Source organism: Aeromicrobium sp. CF3.5 (assembly GCF_051262695.1).
Taxonomy (GTDB): Bacteria; Actinomycetota; Actinomycetes; order Propionibacteriales; family Nocardioidaceae; genus Aeromicrobium.
This window is the reverse complement of record NZ_JBIMEZ010000001.1, coordinates 200,413-215,971: the sequence shown is the minus strand read 5'-3', so window position 1 is coordinate 215,971 and position 15,559 is coordinate 200,413. Positions and strand designations below refer to the sequence as shown.

Genomic DNA, 15,559 nt, shown 5'->3' with positions numbered 1-15,559 from the left:
GCTCTCACGCTGGACCGTCGAGTGGGGACGTGGCCATGGCGTGCTGCCACACGTCGGCGAACCCGGCCCAGGTCTTGGCCGTGGCGGCGATGTTCTCGACCTGCAGGTCCGCGACCCGAAGACCCAGCACGACAGCGGCATGAGCCATGCGGTGGTCGTGGTAGGTGCCGAACACGCCCCCGTGCAGGGGGCGGGGTTCGATCCTCAGCCCGTCCTCGAGCTCGGCGACCTTGCCCCCGAGTGCGTTGATCTCGGTGGCGAGTGCCGCCAGGCGGTCGGTCTCGTGTCCGCGCAGATGCGCGACGCCGGTCAGGGTGGAGGGGCCACTGGCCAGTGCCGCGATCGCGGCGACGACCGGGGTCAGCTCGCCGACGTCGTGCAGGTCGAGCTCGACGCCGAGCAGGACCTCGGGCCCCTCGACGACCAGGTCGTCGCCCTCGCGTGCCGCACGGCCGCCGAAGGCCTCGACGATCATCGGCCAGTGGTCGCCGGCCTGATCGGTGGTCGAGGGCCAGTGCTCGATGCGGGCCCGTCCGCCGGTGACCAGTGCAGCAGCGACGAAGGGGCCGGCATTCGACAGGTCGGGCTCGATCTCGACGTCGAGGCCATCGATCGGTCCGGGACGCACCGACCAGCGAGGCGTCGCGGGATCGACGTCGACCTGGACGCCACGACGCCGCAGCTCGGTGACCGTCATGTCGATGTGGGGTTGCGACGGAAGGCTGGCACCGACGTGCACGAGATCGAGACCGCGCCGAAGGCGCGCCCCGACCAGCAGCAGGGCCGAGACGAACTGGCTGCTGGACGATGCATCGATCTCGACCGTCCCGCCGTCGAGCGAGCCGCCGTGCACCGTGAAGGGCAGTGCGCCGGCGACGTCGTCCTCGTGAACCTGGGCGCCCAGGGCACGCAGGCCCGCGATCGTGGCGTCCATGGGGCGTTGGCGGGCGCGCGGGTCGCCGTCGAATCGGACCGCGACCGAGCCGAGTGCGGCGACGGCCGGGGCGAATCGCATGACGGTGCCTGCCAGACCGCAGTCGATGTCGATCAGATCCGCGACGCCGCGATCCTCCACGGGAGCGACGTTCCACGCAGCGGGATCGTCGGTGTCGATCGTGGCGCCCATCTGAGCCAGGGCAGCGGCCATCAGCTCGGTGTCACGCGAGACGAGCGGCCGAGAGATCGTGGACGGTTCGTCGGCAAGGGCCGCCAGCACCAGGGCCCGGTTGGTGAGCGACTTGGAGCCGGGAACCGCGACAGATCCATCCCAGGGTGCCGAACGGTACGGCGCCGCCCACGCAGGTGTGGTCACCGACCGAGCTGGGCCTGCACGGTCTCGGATGCCTCGACGACCTTGTCCTTGGCGCGACGAGCGATGAACTTCTTCTGGGGATCCGGGTCGAGCGTCGACAGCAGCAGGCCGCCGGTGATGGCCAGGTTCTTCAGGAAGTGGACCTTCTGGTTGGCACGGGCCGCTGGATCGGTCTCTTCCCAGAAGCGGTGGCCCGACAAGGTGGTGGGCGGCATCGTGATCGCGAGCGCTGCCGCGGACAGGCGCGGGACGCGGCCGGTGGCGAGGGCAAGGCCGGCGCCGACATGGATCGCGCCGTTGACGCGCACCAGGGTCGCGGCATCGACGGGGGTCTGGGGAGCGGCCTTGCGGATCAAGTCGGCGACAGGCTCGGCCCGCTGCGCGCGCACCTTGGGGCTCCTGATGGCTGAGATGCCGCCGTAGACGAACAACGACGCGATCATCGGACGGGCCACCACACGAAGAAGAGTCATGGTCCATTCATACCGGACCCCGGCTCACAGGCAAGCCGGGCCTGGCGGGCCGGTCATGACAGTCTGGGGCCATGTGCGGCCGTTACGCGACGTCCCAGACCTCGGCGGACCTGATCCGGGACTTCGGGGCCGACCTGGTGTCCCTGGGCGATGAGCTCGAACCGGACTTCAACATGGCGCCCACCAAGCAGGCGCCCGTGCTGGTCGGCCGGCGAGGCGACGGCGTCTCGGACGGAGCGCCGGCCCAGCGTGAGCTGCTGTCGGCCCGCTGGGGTCTGATTCCCAGCTGGGCCAAAGATGCGTCGATCGGGGCCAGGATGATCAACGCGCGGGCAGAGACCCTCGCCGAGAAGCCGTCCTTCCGTCGAGCCTTCGCGAAGCGCCGCACGCTCGTTCCCGCTGACGGGTACTACGAGTGGTACGCCAGCGAGGTTGAGGAGAAGAAGCCCGGCGAGAAGGCAAAGGCCCGCAAGCAGCCGTTCTTCATCCGCTCCAAGGACGGGTCGCCCCTGGCGATGGCCGGTCTGCACGAGTTCTGGAAGGACCCCGCATCGGGCGAGTGGGTCGTCAGCTTCACGATCATCACCACCACCGCAGAGGACTCGGTCGGCCACCTCCACGAGCGCATGCCGCTGCTGGTGGATCCCGGCGGATGGGATGAGTGGCTCGACCCGGCCCCGCGACCCACGGACGAGCTGATGGAGCTGCTGACACCGGCGGCTCCGGGGCTGCTCGATGCCTACCCGGTCGCCACGGCGGTCAACCAGGTCCGCAACAACGGCCCTGAGCTCATCGCACCCCTCTGAGGTCGCCAGTGCGCACGTGCGCGGTGGAATAGCGCACGGCCGGGCCGCGTTGACACTCCTCGAGGAGGCCCGATGTCTGCACCCAGCACATGCCTAGAACGACCTGCCGATTCCGGAGTACGCTGGCAGGTGATGACCGATCCCGGCAAGACCCCCACGGCCGATGCGGCCAGCATCAACCTCGAGGACGAGACGCTCGAGGAGCGTCACGCGCGCTTCGAGGCCGATGCATTGCCGTTCCTCGATCAGCTGTACTCGGCTGGCCTGCGCATGACGCGCAGCCCGCACGACGCCGAAGACCTGGTGCAGGAGACGTACGCCAAGGCGTTCAGCGCCTTCCACCAGTTCAAGCCCGGCACCAATCTCAAGGCCTGGCTGTACCGCATCCTCACGAACACCTACATCAACTCCTACCGCAAGAAGCAGCGCCAGCCGCAGCAGATCACCGACGAGATCGAGGACTGGCAGATCGCGGCAGCCTCGGCGCACACGTCGTCGGGTCTGAAGTCTGCCGAGATGGAGGCGCTGGAGCACCTGCCCGACAGCGACGTCAAGGACGCCCTGCAGCAGCTGCCCGAGGACTTCCGCTACGCGGTCTACCTCGCCGACGTCGAGGGATTTCCCTACAAGGAGATCGCCGAGATCATGGACACGCCCATTGGCACCGTGATGTCGCGTCTGCACCGGGGTCGCCGCCTGCTGCGCGAGCAGCTCTCGGACTACGCCCGCGACCGCGGCATGGCCGTGGCAGGTGATAAGTGATGACCGAGCGCCAGCGAGTGAACAATTCAGCCATGCTCATCACGGCAGCTGCGTACCGTGCTTCTTCGACGGAGGTGTCGTGATGGGTGCGTGCGACGGTCCAGACTGCGAGAAGGCCCTGCAGAATCTCTACCTGTTCATCGATCAGGAGATGGACACGGCCAGCTGCGAGGAGATCCAGAGTCACATCGATGACTGCTCGGACTGCCTCGATGAGTTCGACCTCGAGCGGGTCGTCAAGCAGCTGGTGTCTCGTTCCTGCGTCGAGGTCGCTCCCGCGCCGCTGCGCGATCGGGTGCTGTTCTCCATCCGCACCGTCCAGGTGCAGATCACCGAGACGACGTAGCCGCGACGAGATCACCTCGGTACGCACGAAACCCCCGTCGGATTCGACGGGGGTTTCGTGCACTGCAGAGGTGCAGTGATTGCTTCAGTGCTGCTGCGTCACGCGTTGGGGCGCTTGCCGTGGTTCGCGCCCTTCTTGCGGCGTGCGCGGCGCTTGCGTCCGGTCTTGCCCATGGGGTCCTCCTGAAGTAGACGCCCCAGTCTTTCACACGTCACAGCCGGGACAGAAACCGCTCACGATCCACGATGGCCCGCTCGATGATTCCGCGGGCCACCTCGGTGCCGCTGCCGTCGATCGCGGTCACGGTGAAGCGGGCACGTCGCTCGTCGAGGTGCTCGACCTCGGCGGTCGCGCTGACCTCGGCGCCGATCGCGCTGGCGGCGACGTGCGCGATCTCGACCCGGGTGCCGACACTGGTCTGGTCCGGGGCCAGGTCGAGCGCGGCGCACGTGGCCGCCTCGCACCAGGCCAGCAGCACCGGCGTGCCGAGCACGTCGAGATCGCCACTGCCCACGGCGCGGGCGGTGTCGGTGGGGGAGACGGTGCGGGTCACGGTGTGCGTCGTCATGGTCTCGAACCTAGCGACCCGACCACGCGGTCCACAGGTCGGCGTAGCGACCGCCCGAGGCGACCAGCTGCGCGTGGGGGCCTTCCTCCACGATGCGGCCAGCGTCCATCACCACGATGCGGTCGGCCTGCTGTGCCTGGGTGAGGCGGTGCGCGATGACGATCGCCGTGCGTCCTGCCAGCACGGACCGGGTGGCGGTCTCGAGGTCGCGAGCGCCGGCCGAGCCGGCTTCGGCCGATGCCTCGTCGAGGACCACGACGGCCGGGTCGCGCAGCACGACCCGGGCCAGCGCCAGCTGCTGGGCGCGAGCCGCGGTGAGGGAGTGACCGTGGTGGCCCAGGACGGTGTCGAGCCCGGACTGCAGGGCCGTGACCCATCCGATGGCTCCGGTGAGCTCCAGTGCCTCGAGCAGGGCCTCGTCGTCGGCGTCGGCGCGGGCCAGCAGGAGGTTGTCGCGCACCGTGCCGGCAAAGACGTGCACGTCCTGACTGACCAGGACGACGTGCTCGCGGGCGGCTGACTCGCTGAGGTCTGACAGGACGACGTCTCCCACCATCACCGACCCGCAGGTGGGGTGGATCGAGCCTGCGGCGATGGCTCCGAGGGTCGACTTGCCGGCTCCTGTCGCGCCCACGACGGCGATGTGCTCGCCCGGTGCGATCTGCAGGTCGGTCGGCTCCAGCACCGGGTGCCCGGGCTCGTACGAGTGGCCGACGCCGTGCAGGTGGAGAGCGGGCTCGGGTCCCAGGTCACCGGAGGGTGTGTGGGGGACGTCGAGTCGGGCGACGCCCACGAGCCTGGTCAGAGCGGCGCCCGCTGACTGCACGACGTCGAACAGGAACAGCAGGGCACCGATCGGGTTGAACAACCGGTGGAAGAACAAGGCGGCGGCCGTGGCGTCGCCGATCGTGCCGGTGCCGGTGCGGACCACGATGTAGCCACCGGTCAGCACGGCCATCAGCCCCACCATCTCCGAAAGATTCATGCGGAACCCGAACCGGGTGAACAGCCGGTAGACATCGACGGTCACCCGCACCGCGTCCTGCGAGCGGTCCTCGATCCGGTCCACGCCGTCCGACGACCGACCCAGCTCGCGCAGGGTGGCCGCTCCGCTGATGCCCGCCACCAGGGAGTCAGCCCGCTCGCCCTCGGCGATGCGTTGGTTGCGGTACTTGGGCGCGGACTTCGGCAGGTACCAACGCAGGGCCCACAGGTAGCACGGCGCCGCGGCAAGGCCGGACAGCCCGATGCGCCAGTCGAGGGTGAACAACCCTCCGATCGTGAACACGAGGGTGACGATCGAGGCGAGCATGGCGGGGACGGCTTCATCCAGCGACTCGGTGACGTGACGGACGTCGTCGCCGACCCGCGAGACCACGTCGCCGATGCCAGCGGCCTCGATGCGGGCCGACGGTTGCCCCAGCGCGCCCTCGAGCACCGATTCGCGCACCGTCGCCAGTGCTGGAGCCACGGCCGAGGCGAGAGCGGCGGTCGAGACCGCTGCCGCCACGGCCCCGACGAGCCCGGAGATCGCGATGACTGCGGTCAACCAGACGAGGTCGGACGGGGGACCGTCCTCGCGAACCGTGTCGACGACTCGACCGATCATCAGGACCGGGACGGTGCCGGCCAGACCGATCAGGAAGAAGGCGATCGCTGCGACGACCAACGGGGTCGGGCGTCGACGCACGAGACGCCACATGTGGTGGGCCGTGTCGCCTGGCGAGGCCACGGGCAACAGGTCTCGCACGGGGCCGGTCGTCATCGCAGGACCGCCGCTCGATAGCTGGCCTCGTCGAGCAGGTTCTCGTGGGAGCCATGGGCGGTGGCCCGGCCTTCGCGCACGTGCACGACGCGGTCAGCGGCGCGCAGCAGGGCCGGGCTCGACGTGATGAGGATGGTCGACCGGCCCGGGTGCCGGCGCACACCGGTCAGACCGTTCGCGACGTGCTGCTCGGTGACCGGGTCGATGGCGCTGGTGGGGTCCTGCAGCACGAGGACCTGGGGATCGCGGGCGAGGGCTCGGGCCAGCGAGAGTCGTTGACGTTGCCCTCCCGACAGCGAGGACCCTTCGGCGCGCACGGCCCGATCGAGACCGTCGGGGTGCAGATCGACGACGTCGGAGGCGGCCGACGCAGTCAGCACGTCATCGAGTCGGCGGGCGTCGAGCACTCCTGCGGGATCGACGATGCTGCGGATCGTGCCCTCGAGCATCGTCGTGTGGTGGCTCCCCACCAGCAGAGCACTGCGTCTGCCCTCGATCGACAGGTGCTCGAGCAGGACATCACCCAGACGCGCGCTGCCCGACTCGAGATCCTGCTCACCGGACAGGACGGCGACCAGTGCGTCGGAGGTGGCGGGATCCTCGATCACCACCGCCAGCACCTCGCCGTCGTGAGTCACCAGATCGAGGCCGAGCAGGGGACCGACCCTGGCGTCGGTGAGGGCCAGCAGAGGCGGTGATCCCACCGGTGCATCGGTGCCGGCGGCAACGAGCGGGGCCGTGGCGAGGAAGTCCCTGATGCGCTGCGCCGAAGCGCGTGAGCGCGCGAACGATGCACTGACCTCGCCGAGCTGGGCGATGGGCTCGGCGAGGAACTGCGTCAGGCCCACGATGGCGATCAGCTCGCCGATCGAGATGTCGCCGCTCAGGGCCCGGGTGCCGGCGAGCAGCACGACCGCGGCCAGCAGGAGGCCGCTCAGTCCTGTCGTGAGGCCGGCGAGATATCCCCACGAGCGGGCCAGGCCCACGGTGGCGCGAGCGGCTTCGCCGCTGGAACGTCGATAGCGGGCCACCGCGACGTGCTCGCCGCCGATGCCCTTGAGCGGCCGCAGTCCCTGGACCAGGTCGGTGGCCAGTCCGGTGGCCTCGGCCGTGCGCTCCTGCTGGGTGTGGGTGCGTCGGGCGACCAGCGGGGTGGCGACCTGGATGGTCAGCACGACGGCGGGAACGCCGATCAGGATCAACAGGCCCAGCTGCAGGTCGACGATCAGCAGGTACACCGCCACCGTCGTCAGGCTGGTCACGGCGGCCACCGAGAAGGCGAGCTGATGCAGCACCGCCGGCACCAGGGTCGCGTCGGAGGTGGCCAGGGACAGGACCTCGCCGGGCAGCAGGTCGGTGCGGGCGCCGCGCGGATGCAGCACGTGACCGGCGATCTCCGTGCGCAGCAGGTGGCCCTCGTCCTCGATGGCGCGCACCAGGAAACGACTCCCGAACCGGTACGAGGCGGCGAGCACGAGGAAGGTCGCCACGACCAGACCCAGCGAGGCGACGAACCTGCTGGCGCCTGGGTCGGAGCCTGGGTCGGCGATCCCCTGATCGATCACGACTCCGATGACGACCGGCACGAGCGTCTCGCACAGGTGCCAGGCCATGATCAGCGGAAAGCCGATCAGCACCTCGCGCCGGTGTCGAGTGATCCCACGCCAGATCAACGACAGACCGGTGCGGGGCAACATGCAGTAAGGCTAGCCTTACTGTGTGGCGACGGGCCGGGCCGGGTCGAGGTCGATCGAGAAGCCCCACAAGGTGACCCCCGGGGCCGGCGACCAGTCCAGATCGGGTCTCCGGGTGAACCCCGACGAGGCGTAGAGCCGGTGCGCTGGCGCCATCTCGGGCAACGAGCACAGCAGCACCTCGGTGAGACCGTCGTGCCGGGCGAGGCGAAGGCACTCCTCGACCAGGATGCGTCCGATGCCACGTCGTCGAGCCGTGGGGGACACCGACAGGGTGCGGAACTCGCCCTGGTCCGAACGAGTCGCCAGATCACGGTGGGGTGACCCCGGTGGGCACCAGGTCGTGGTCCCCAGCAGCTCGTCGCCCTCGACGGCCACCAGCAGCCCACCATCGCGGCCGCGGGACGTCGCATCCCCGAGCCACGTCGCGTAGTCGTGGTCGTAGGTTCCGTCGGGCCGCACCAAGTACCCCTCGGCGTCATAGCCGGCAACGGTCAGTGCGCCGACCGCATCGAGCTCACCGGGGTGCGCCGGGCGCACGACGATGTCAGATGTCATGCAGGTGGGGTCCGCGATCAGATGCCCGTGGTGTTGCGCGGGTACATCGCGTCGACGTCGGTCATGACGTTGACGAGGTAGGGCACGCCCGAGGCGAAGGCACGATCCAGTGCCGGCCCGATCTGCGTCGGGTCGGTGACCATCTCTCCGCCGCCTCCCAGAGCCGTGACGACCTGGTCGTAGCGGGTCTGCGGTGCGAGATCCGCGGCGACGTCATAGCCGTACAACATCTGCATGGGGCCCTTCTCCAGGCCCCAGGCCGAGTTGTTGCCGACGACCATGACGACCGGCAGGTTGTGTCGCACCAGGGTGTCGACGTCCATCAGGGACATGCCGGCGGCACCATCGCCGTACAGCAGCACGACCTGGCTGGAGGGCCTCGTGATGCGCGCCGCCATCGCCGCTCCCATGCCGGCGCCCAGACAGCCGTACGGACCGGGATCGAGCCAGCGGCCGGGACGCTTGGGCTCGACGAACTTGCCGGCGAACGACACGAAGTCGCCCCCGTCGCCGATGACGACGGCGTCGTCCTCCAGCCGAGGCATCAGCTCGCCGTAGATGCGGGCCGGGTGGATGGGGTCGGCCTCGGCACCGAGGAGGGCGGCGTCGCGCTCGACCGCTGCGGCGACCTCGTCGGTCAGGCCGGCCAACCACGGCGACCAGTCGGGGCGTGATCCGCTCGCCGACTGCAGGGCCTGCAGCAGTCCGGTGAACACGGTGGTGAGGTCACCGCTGGCTGATCCGGCCAGCTCGGCGTGGGTGGAGACCTGGGCGGGGGAGTCGGCCAGGTGCACGACCTTGGCCGGGGTCGTCCCGTCCTTGCCACCGAAGATGCCGTAGCCGAGTCGGAAGTCCAGCGGGGTGCCGACCACGATGACCAGATCAGCGCGGGTGAAGGAGGCCGAGCGGGCCTTGGTGACCAGCTGGGGGTGCCCGCCGGGCACGATGCCGCGTCCCATGCCGTTGGCGATGACCGGGATGCCGGTCTCGGTCACGAACGCCAGGGCTGCACCTTCGGCGCCGTCGGACCACACGTCGGTGCCGAGCACCAGCACCGGGCGCTCGGAGTCGGCGAGCAGACGTGCGATGGCCGAGAGGGCGTCGGCGTCTGGCTCGATGGCGGCGGTGGTGTTGCCGCGCGACTGCTCGGTGACGGTCGTGCTGTCGAAGAACTGGTCCATCGGGACGTCGACGAACGTCGGCCCGCGGTGCGACGACCCGGCCAGGGTGAAGGCGCGTTCCATGGTGGGCGCGATGTCGTCGACCCGGTGCGCGGTCGTCGACCACTTGGAGACGGTCTCGATGATCGGCGGGTGGTCGAGCTCCTGCAGGCTGCCGGTGCCCCAGCGCCCCGCGGGGGCACGGCCACCGACGACCACGAGGGGCGATCCGGAGAAGTGGGCCTGGGCGATGGGACTGACGCCGTTGGTGACGCCGGGACCTGCGGTCAGCACGGCGAGGCCCGGGGTGCGGGTCAGCTTGCCGACCGCCTCGGCCGCGAACACCGCCGTGGGCTCGTGCCGGACGTCGATGATCGGCATGGCCGGTTCTGCCTTGACCGCGGCGTCGTACATCGGAAAGACGTGCGCCCCGGACAGCGTGAACAGGGCCGTGACCCCGTGGGCTCGAGCCACGTCGAGCGCGTGGATTCCGCCATGCTGGTCCGAACTGGGCTTCTCCGTACCGGGTTCCGGGGTGCCGTTCTCGGTCTCGTTGCCCTGCGTGTCAGTCATGTGACGCAGGCTACTGGACGGTGGGAGCACGCGTGATCGGTCGGCGCGACCTCAGCTGAAGGGACGGGCACGGGTGGTGGCCCGGTACAGCCACGGCTGCTCGGCGCGGATCTGATCGAGCACGGCCAGCAGCAGATCGGCGCGGTGCGCGGGTTGCTTGTCGAACAGCTCGTCATCGGAACGCAGGTCGTCGCGGCCCTGCACCCCGAGGGCCAGCTGCAGGTGCAGGGCCCGCAGGAACGACGACGTGTTGCGCACCGACGGCGGCGGCCACTCCGCTTCGAGGTGGCCGCGCGTGCGTGGGGGCCTGATGCCGTCGCCGAGGCGGGCGAGCCACGGCTCCACGATGCTGGGGTCGAGTGCGTTGCGGTGCAGCAGGGTCATGACGGCGTAGGCGAGGCGGTCCTCCTCGGCGTGGCGCCAGATGTAGGCAGTGGGCGTGAGGACGCGGTCGGCAATGACGTCGAGCAGGACCGTCAGCTCCAGACGCCCGAAGTGCCGGGATCTCGCCAGCGCAGCCAGCAGATCGGCACCGTGGGCGATCGAGTTGGCCCATCCCTGCTCGGGGATCCACCCGCGATGGTCCTGCTCGCGGGTGTACCACGCGGTGGCGTGGTCGCCCCAGACCAGCACGGAGTCTGCGCTCATCAGATGCTCGGAGTTGTCGCGGCCGATGATCTCGGCCAGCATCAGGGCGCTGTACGAGCGTCGCAGCACCGAAACGTCGCCGTCGTGTCCCAACCCGTGGCGCAGACCGGGCACGACGCCATCGCCCAACCCCGCGAGCAGCTCGTCGTAGACCCCCTTGGTGATCCAGGTGGTCAGCAGGGGGTACGCGAGATCTTCGCGCCATCGAGGATTGGGATGTCCCAACATCTCGACGAGCTCGACCGTCGACTCGTTCAGCGGACGATCGGGCGGCACGTCAGCGCCGCTCTGCAGCACGGTCTGCCAGTAGGCCTCGGACATGACCTCATCGTAGATGTGTGCCCGGTCATGCCACGCTCTCGCCTTCACCGCCTAGCTGTCTCTGCGATGCCACACCTGCGCCGAGCCCACCGGGGTGAATCCGGCCGCCAGCAGGCACCGCAGCGAAGCCGCGTTCCCGGGAGCGACCATGGCCACGACGGGCTCGCTCGGCGACCGGTCGTTCGTCGCCAGCTCGCTCAGCACGGAGCGCACCAGCTCCGTCCCGTGGCCATGGCCACGACGAGCAGGGTCGACCTCGAGAGAGATCTCGGTGAGACCGGCCAGACCGGTCGCGATCACCGCGAGGTCTCCGCTCGGCGTCGCGGGTTCGAGCACACGGACGTCGTCGCGCAGGCGCCGGGCGAACTCGACCCGTGGGTGATCGGTGCGCGTGGACTCGATGAGGACGTGTCGATCCGTTGGGCGCCGGCCGGCGGTGGGCATGCTCACGAGGAGCACGTCGAGGGAGTCGATGTCCTCGCGTGCTGCCTGTGGCCCCGCCAGGGCGGTGACGACCCGCGGGTCGCTCAGACCCCCGAACCCGTCCGAGGCGAGGTCGTGCCACGGACGCGGCACCTCGTGACCGTCGTCCAGGCACAGGTAGCCGTGACCTGTCATGGCCACGACGGCCTCCAGGCGTGGTCGCCACGAGGGCAGCGCCTCGACAACGCCATCGGCAGGGGGAAAGCATCCCGCAGCAGCCGCGCAGATGACGTCGGCGAGCGGATGCACCCTGCCAAGATAGGCCTGTGCCCTCCCTCGACGACATCGTCCGGTCCCAGACCGCGCTCGACGACGACGACGTCGCCTGGCTGCGGGCCCTGGTCACCGACTGGCAGATCATCGCGGATCTGTCGTTCTGCGACCTGGTGCTGTGGGTGCCCGATGCCGAGGCCAAGGGCATGTGGGCGGCCGCTCAGATTCGCCCGACCACCGGGCCGACGACCCTGCTCGACGACCTTGCTGGTGCCTTCGTCCCCTCGAGCCCAGCCGGTCTCGTGGAGCGGTCCCTGGCAGGTGGCGAGACGTTGTCCGAGGAGACCGACGACCTCCTGGGTGGGCCCGTCGTGCGGGTCGAGGCCGTGCCGGTGCGCCGCGACGGACGATCGCTGGCGGTCGTCGCGCGCCGCGGCGCCGTCGGCCTGATGCGAACCTCCAGCGCGCTGGAGGCGGCCTATCACGACGCGGCCGCAACCTTGGTCGAGATGATCGGACGCGGCGAGTTCCCGGTGCCCGGCGCTCGGTCGGACCTGGCCGACTCCTTGCGGGTCGGCGACGGGTTCGTGCGCACGGACCACGCCGGCGTCGTCCGGTATGCCAGTCCCAACGCCCTGTCGGGGTTCCGTCGGCTCGGCCTGAAGGGCGACCTGATCGGTGTTCGTCTGGGCGAGGTGACCACGCGCCTGGTGGACCGGCGACCCACCGATCGAGGACCACTGGGGCTGTTCGCCGGCGCGACCCCCGGTGAGACCGATCTGGAGAACGCGTCGGGTTCGTTGATGGTCCGGGTCATTCCGCTGCGATCCGAGCGGGGGCGGGACGGAAGCCTGATCCTGCTCCGCGACGTCACGGAGCTGCGCCTGCGCGAACGTCAGCTGGTCTCCAAGGAGGCGACGATTCGCGAGATCCACCACCGGGTGAAGAACAACCTGCAGACCGTCGCAGCCCTCCTGCGGCTGCAGTCGCGGCGCAGTGACCTGCCCGAGGCACGCGAGGCCTTGGCGGAGGCCGAGCGGCGGGTCGGATCGATCGCGCTCGTGCACGAGACGTTGAGTCGGTCGCTGGACGACGTGGTCGACTTCGATGAGATTGCCGACCGGTTGCTGCGCAGCGTGCTCGACCTCAGTGATGGAACCGGTGCCGCGGTGAGTGCCGACCGCATCGGCTCCTTCGGTGCACTGCCAGGCGCCGTGGCCACGCCGTTGGCCATGGTGATCACCGAGCTGGTGCAGAACGCCGCGTCGCACGCGTTCGCGGACGAGTCGAGCCGGACGGGGCACGTCACGGTGGCGGTCAACCGAATTCGGGACCGTCTGCGTCTACGGGTCTCCGACGACGGCGTCGGGCTGCCGGTGGACTTCGACGGCAGTGGCGGGTTGGGGCTCTCGATCGTGCGCACACTGGTCGACGGAGAGCTCGGTGGGACACTGGAGTTCGAGACCAGCCGCCAGGGCGGAACGACGGTTGCGATCAGCCTGACGGTGTAGCCCTCAGGCGTCGTGGGCCGTGAGCAGACGGCGCAGCAGGGCGGCGAGCACGTCGCGATCGCGGTGCGACAGCACCGCCAGCACGTCGGCCTGCGTCCGGAGGTGGTCGGGCAGCGCGGCGTCGATGCGGTCCCGGCCAGCCGGTGTCAGCACGACCCGCACCGATCGCCCGTCGAGCTCGCTGGGCTCGCGACGCACCCAGCCGCGGCCCTCGAGGCGATCGAGGCGCTGGGTGACGGCACCGCTGGTGAGCATCGACGACCGCGCCAGCTCGGCCGGCGTCAGTGTCCACGGCTCGCCGGCGCGACGCAGGGTCGCCAGGACGTCGAACGAGGCAGCGTCGAGGTCGTGCGGCGCCAGGGTGCGCGTCTGGGCGGCCGACGCGATCCGGTCGAGTCGTGCCAGGCGTCCCAGTACTCCCATGGTGCGGACGTCGAGGTCCGATCGCTCGGTAGCCCATTGTCCGAGCACGACGTCGACGTGATCGGGACCATTCTCGGCAGCCATGGATAAAGCTTAGCAGTGAGGTATATTGCCTTAGTGCTAAACCATCGCCCGATCCTGCTGCTGGTCACCTCGTTCGCACCGATCGTGTGGGGAAGCACGTACCTCGTCACCACCGAGCTGCTGCCTCCTGGCCGACCCCTGCTGGCCGGTGTGCTGCGCGCCCTGCCTGCCGGCCTCGTGCTCATCGCGATCACACGCACCCTGCCGACGGGGTCGTGGTGGTGGCGGTCGCTGATCCTGGGCACGTTGAACATCGGCGCGTTCTTCGCCCTGCTGTTCATCGCGGCCTACCGCCTGCCCGGCGGAGTCGCCGCCACGCTCGGAGCGACGCAACCCCTGCTTGCGGTGGGCCTGGCGTGGTTGCTGCTGGGACAGGCTCCGACCCGGCGACGCCTGCTCGCGAGCGCGACCGGGCTCGCGGGCGTTGCGCTGCTGGTGCTCCGAGGAGACGCCGGCCTGGACCGGTGGGGCGTCGCAGCCGGGCTCGGATCCGCGGTCGTGATGGCCACCGGCATCGTGCTCACCCAGCGATGGCGTCCGCCGGTCGGCCTCCTGGCGGCCACCGGGTGGCAGCTCACCGCCGGAGGCCTGGTGCTGGTGCCCGTCATGGTGCTGGTGGAGGGGACGCGCATGCCGGCGCTCACCGGCGCGCACGCTGCCGGCTACGTCTACCTCGGCGTGATCGGGGCGTTGCTCGCCTACGTCCTCTGGTTCCGGGGAGTCGGTCGACTTCCCGCCCCGGACGTGGCCCTGCTCGGCCTGCTGAGCCCGCTCGTGGCGGTCGCCCTCGGCTGGCTGGTGCTCGACCAAGGACTGACGCGGTGGCAGCTGGTCGGTGGCGCACTCGTGCTGGGGGCGCTGGCCGTCAATCGACCCCGTTCGACACCCCGGACACGTGCTGAACCCCGCGCCCGTCTCGGATGAGACGGGAACACGGGGTTCTCCGATACGTAGCGTGGCCGAGGGCCGATCCGTTCCGACTAGGCGGTGCGGATGCGGGCCCTGGCATTGCGGCGCTTCAGCGTACGACGTTCGTCTTCGCCCAAGCCTCCCCAAACACCGTGGTCCTGTCCTGATTCCAGCGCCCATTGCAGGCACTGTTCACGGACATCACAGCGGCGGCACACGACCTTCGCCTCTTCGATCTGCAAGATGGCGGGGCCGGTGTTGCCGATGGGGAAGAAGAGTTCAGGGTCCTCATCGAGGCATGCCGATTTGTGGCGCCAGTCCATGTGGACGCTCCTTCCCGTTCGGTTGCGTGCCAATGAACCGGCCTTGTGGGCCGGGACATGGCTGTCCTCATATCGTTCCAGTGTTTTCATGACCGGACAAGGGCAGGGAGCATACTGGTGCTGTCAGTTCGGTCACACGGGTACTCGGTGACCACGGATAGAGTCGTTCCGTGACCCATGAATCGCCCCCCGACCAGCCGGCGAACCTCACCGGGACGGCGCGTGCGCTGGTGCTCGTGGCGGGCCTGATCATCTCGGTCGAGGCGATCGCCTATCTGTCCCTGGCAGCGCTCGACCTGCGCGATTCCGGTTCCGGGCGGCTGAGCAGCGGCATCGGTGTGGCCGTCATCCTCATCGCCTACGGAGTCGCGCAGCTGGTGGCGGTCCGATTTCTGCTGCGCGGCGCAGCGGCCGCGCGGAGCCCGCTCGTGGTCACCCAGGTCCTGCAGCTGCTGGTGGCCACCGGCCTGCGCGACTCGTCGACCTTGGCCCTGTCGGTGGCCGTGCCAGCAGTTGTCGTGCTGGCGTGCGTGCTGGCTCCGCCGGTGACGCGCGCCGTGGGTCGCGTGTGAGAAGATCTGCGACGGGCGTGATCCGCCCCCATCCTGACGTGTCCGATCGGCTCGT

Annotated in this window: 18 protein-coding genes; 6 read left to right on the top strand and 12 right to left on the bottom strand. The window is 69.8% G+C overall.

All coding sequences use genetic code 11. The annotated features are described in order from the left end of the window. Window positions 1-4 precede the first annotated feature (4 nt). Together aroA and ACHAA3_RS01080 are read right to left on the bottom strand one after the other, a co-directional pair. Complete coding sequence (aroA, locus tag ACHAA3_RS01085) at window positions 5-1,312, bottom strand: 3-phosphoshikimate 1-carboxyvinyltransferase (protein WP_435707081.1); 1,308 nt, start codon at window positions 1,310-1,312, stop codon at window positions 5-7. After that, window positions 1,309-1,785 carry a DoxX family protein gene (locus tag ACHAA3_RS01080; RefSeq protein ID WP_435707080.1) on the bottom strand — a complete coding sequence of 159 codons (477 nt, stop codon included), beginning with the start codon at window positions 1,783-1,785 and terminating at the stop codon, window positions 1,309-1,311. Before ACHAA3_RS01080 ends, aroA begins: the two co-directional genes overlap by 4 nt. A 71-nt stretch (window positions 1,786-1,856) precedes the next feature. Here ACHAA3_RS01080 and ACHAA3_RS01075 point away from each other — a divergent pair, with 71 nt between their 5' ends. The 3 genes from ACHAA3_RS01075 to rsrA all read left to right on the top strand — a co-directional run bounded on the left by ACHAA3_RS01075 (window position 1,857) and on the right by rsrA (window position 3,699). Then, a complete protein-coding gene (locus ACHAA3_RS01075) occupies window positions 1,857-2,591 on the top strand; it encodes an SOS response-associated peptidase (protein ID WP_435707079.1) in 735 nt (244 codons plus the stop codon). Between the two features lie 132 nt (window positions 2,592-2,723). Beyond that, window positions 2,724-3,353 carry a sigma-70 family RNA polymerase sigma factor gene (locus tag ACHAA3_RS01070; protein WP_435707078.1) on the top strand — a complete coding sequence of 210 codons (630 nt, stop codon included), beginning with the start codon at window positions 2,724-2,726 and terminating at the stop codon, window positions 3,351-3,353. 82 nt (window positions 3,354-3,435) lie between these two features. After that, window positions 3,436-3,699 (top strand): mycothiol system anti-sigma-R factor, encoded by a 264-nt coding sequence (rsrA, locus tag ACHAA3_RS01065; RefSeq protein ID WP_435707077.1) that lies wholly within the window; start codon window positions 3,436-3,438, stop codon window positions 3,697-3,699. Window positions 3,700-3,797: 98 nt separating this feature from the next. Here the strand turns inward: rsrA and ACHAA3_RS01060 are convergent, their stop codons facing one another. From ACHAA3_RS01060 to ACHAA3_RS01025, 8 genes are read right to left on the bottom strand one after another with little or no spacing between them, the layout of a single operon-like run. Continuing rightward, entirely contained in the window at window positions 3,798-3,872 is a 75-nt protein-coding gene (locus ACHAA3_RS01060; protein WP_369797015.1) for a 50S ribosomal protein bL37, read from the bottom strand. A gap of 38 nt (window positions 3,873-3,910) precedes the next feature. Next, window positions 3,911-4,267 (bottom strand): thioesterase family protein, encoded by a 357-nt coding sequence (locus ACHAA3_RS01055; RefSeq protein WP_435707076.1) that lies wholly within the window; start codon window positions 4,265-4,267, stop codon window positions 3,911-3,913. A 10-nt stretch (window positions 4,268-4,277) separates the two neighbouring features. Further along, entirely contained in the window at window positions 4,278-6,032 is a 1,755-nt protein-coding gene (locus ACHAA3_RS01050) for an ABC transporter ATP-binding protein (protein ID WP_435707075.1), read from the bottom strand. Further along, window positions 6,029-7,729, bottom strand: a complete 1,701-nt coding sequence (locus ACHAA3_RS01045) for an ABC transporter transmembrane domain-containing protein (RefSeq protein WP_435707074.1) — start codon at window positions 7,727-7,729, stop codon at window positions 6,029-6,031. Before ACHAA3_RS01045 ends, ACHAA3_RS01050 begins: the two co-directional genes overlap by 4 nt. A gap of 15 nt (window positions 7,730-7,744) precedes the next feature. Continuing rightward, window positions 7,745-8,284, bottom strand: coding sequence for a GNAT family N-acetyltransferase (locus ACHAA3_RS01040; protein ID WP_435707073.1), 540 nt, complete (start codon window positions 8,282-8,284; stop codon window positions 7,745-7,747). Window positions 8,285-8,301: 17 nt separating this feature from the next. Further along, window positions 8,302-10,017: an acetolactate synthase gene (locus tag ACHAA3_RS01035; protein ID WP_435707072.1), complete on the bottom strand. Its 1,716-nt coding sequence runs from the start codon at window positions 10,015-10,017 to the stop codon at window positions 8,302-8,304. Window positions 10,018-10,068: 51 nt separating this feature from the next. After that, entirely contained in the window at window positions 10,069-10,986 is a 918-nt protein-coding gene (locus ACHAA3_RS01030) for a DUF2785 domain-containing protein (RefSeq protein ID WP_435707071.1), read from the bottom strand. A gap of 51 nt (window positions 10,987-11,037) precedes the next feature. After that, window positions 11,038-11,718, bottom strand: a complete 681-nt coding sequence (locus ACHAA3_RS01025; protein ID WP_435707069.1) for a GNAT family N-acetyltransferase — start codon at window positions 11,716-11,718, stop codon at window positions 11,038-11,040. A gap of 17 nt (window positions 11,719-11,735) precedes the next feature. Here ACHAA3_RS01025 and ACHAA3_RS01020 point away from each other — a divergent pair, with 17 nt between their 5' ends. After that, on the top strand, window positions 11,736-13,193 hold the full coding sequence (locus ACHAA3_RS01020) for a sensor histidine kinase (RefSeq protein WP_435707068.1): 1,458 nt from the start codon (window positions 11,736-11,738) through the stop codon (window positions 13,191-13,193). A 3-nt stretch (window positions 13,194-13,196) separates the two neighbouring features. On the opposite strand, the gene ACHAA3_RS01015 is transcribed toward ACHAA3_RS01020, so the two are convergent. Next, window positions 13,197-13,700 carry a MarR family winged helix-turn-helix transcriptional regulator gene (locus ACHAA3_RS01015; RefSeq protein WP_435707067.1) on the bottom strand — a complete coding sequence of 168 codons (504 nt, stop codon included), beginning with the start codon at window positions 13,698-13,700 and terminating at the stop codon, window positions 13,197-13,199. Window positions 13,701-13,733: 33 nt separating this feature from the next. Here ACHAA3_RS01015 and ACHAA3_RS01010 point away from each other — a divergent pair, with 33 nt between their 5' ends. Beyond that, window positions 13,734-14,624: an EamA family transporter gene (locus tag ACHAA3_RS01010; protein WP_435707065.1), complete on the top strand. Its 891-nt coding sequence runs from the start codon at window positions 13,734-13,736 to the stop codon at window positions 14,622-14,624. 56 nt (window positions 14,625-14,680) lie between these two features. Here ACHAA3_RS01010 and ACHAA3_RS01005 read toward each other — a convergent pair whose 3' ends face one another. Further along, window positions 14,681-14,932 (bottom strand): WhiB family transcriptional regulator, encoded by a 252-nt coding sequence (locus ACHAA3_RS01005; RefSeq protein WP_435707064.1) that lies wholly within the window; start codon window positions 14,930-14,932, stop codon window positions 14,681-14,683. A gap of 170 nt (window positions 14,933-15,102) precedes the next feature. Here ACHAA3_RS01005 and ACHAA3_RS01000 point away from each other — a divergent pair, with 170 nt between their 5' ends. Beyond that, a complete protein-coding gene (locus ACHAA3_RS01000) occupies window positions 15,103-15,504 on the top strand; it encodes a hypothetical protein (RefSeq protein WP_435707063.1) in 402 nt (133 codons plus the stop codon). Window positions 15,505-15,559: the final 55 nt, after the last annotated feature.

What these genes read in the sequence shown, in the direction of transcription:
- ACHAA3_RS01080 (WP_435707080.1), bottom strand. Translation starts at nt 1,785, where the DNA reads ATGACTCTTCTTCGTGTGGTGGCCCGTCCGATGATCGCGTCGTTGTTC.
- ACHAA3_RS01075 (WP_435707079.1), top strand. Translation starts at nt 1,857, where the DNA reads ATGTGCGGCCGTTACGCGACGTCCCAGACCTCGGCGGACCTGATCCGG.
- ACHAA3_RS01070 (WP_435707078.1), top strand. Translation starts at nt 2,724, where the DNA reads ATGACCGATCCCGGCAAGACCCCCACGGCCGATGCGGCCAGCATCAAC.
- rsrA (WP_435707077.1), top strand. Translation starts at nt 3,436, where the DNA reads ATGGGTGCGTGCGACGGTCCAGACTGCGAGAAGGCCCTGCAGAATCTC.
- ACHAA3_RS01055 (WP_435707076.1), bottom strand. Translation starts at nt 4,267, where the DNA reads ATGACGACGCACACCGTGACCCGCACCGTCTCCCCCACCGACACCGCC.
- ACHAA3_RS01050 (WP_435707075.1), bottom strand. Translation starts at nt 6,032, where the DNA reads ATGACGACCGGCCCCGTGCGAGACCTGTTGCCCGTGGCCTCGCCAGGC.
- ACHAA3_RS01045 (WP_435707074.1), bottom strand. Translation starts at nt 7,729, where the DNA reads ATGTTGCCCCGCACCGGTCTGTCGTTGATCTGGCGTGGGATCACTCGA.
- ACHAA3_RS01040 (WP_435707073.1), bottom strand. Translation starts at nt 8,284, where the DNA reads ATGACATCTGACATCGTCGTGCGCCCGGCGCACCCCGGTGAGCTCGAT.
- ACHAA3_RS01035 (WP_435707072.1), bottom strand. Translation starts at nt 10,017, where the DNA reads ATGACTGACACGCAGGGCAACGAGACCGAGAACGGCACCCCGGAACCC.
- ACHAA3_RS01030 (WP_435707071.1), bottom strand. Translation starts at nt 10,986, where the DNA reads ATGTCCGAGGCCTACTGGCAGACCGTGCTGCAGAGCGGCGCTGACGTG.
- ACHAA3_RS01015 (WP_435707067.1), bottom strand. Translation starts at nt 13,700, where the DNA reads ATGGCTGCCGAGAATGGTCCCGATCACGTCGACGTCGTGCTCGGACAA.
- ACHAA3_RS01005 (WP_435707064.1), bottom strand. Translation starts at nt 14,932, where the DNA reads ATGGACTGGCGCCACAAATCGGCATGCCTCGATGAGGACCCTGAACTC.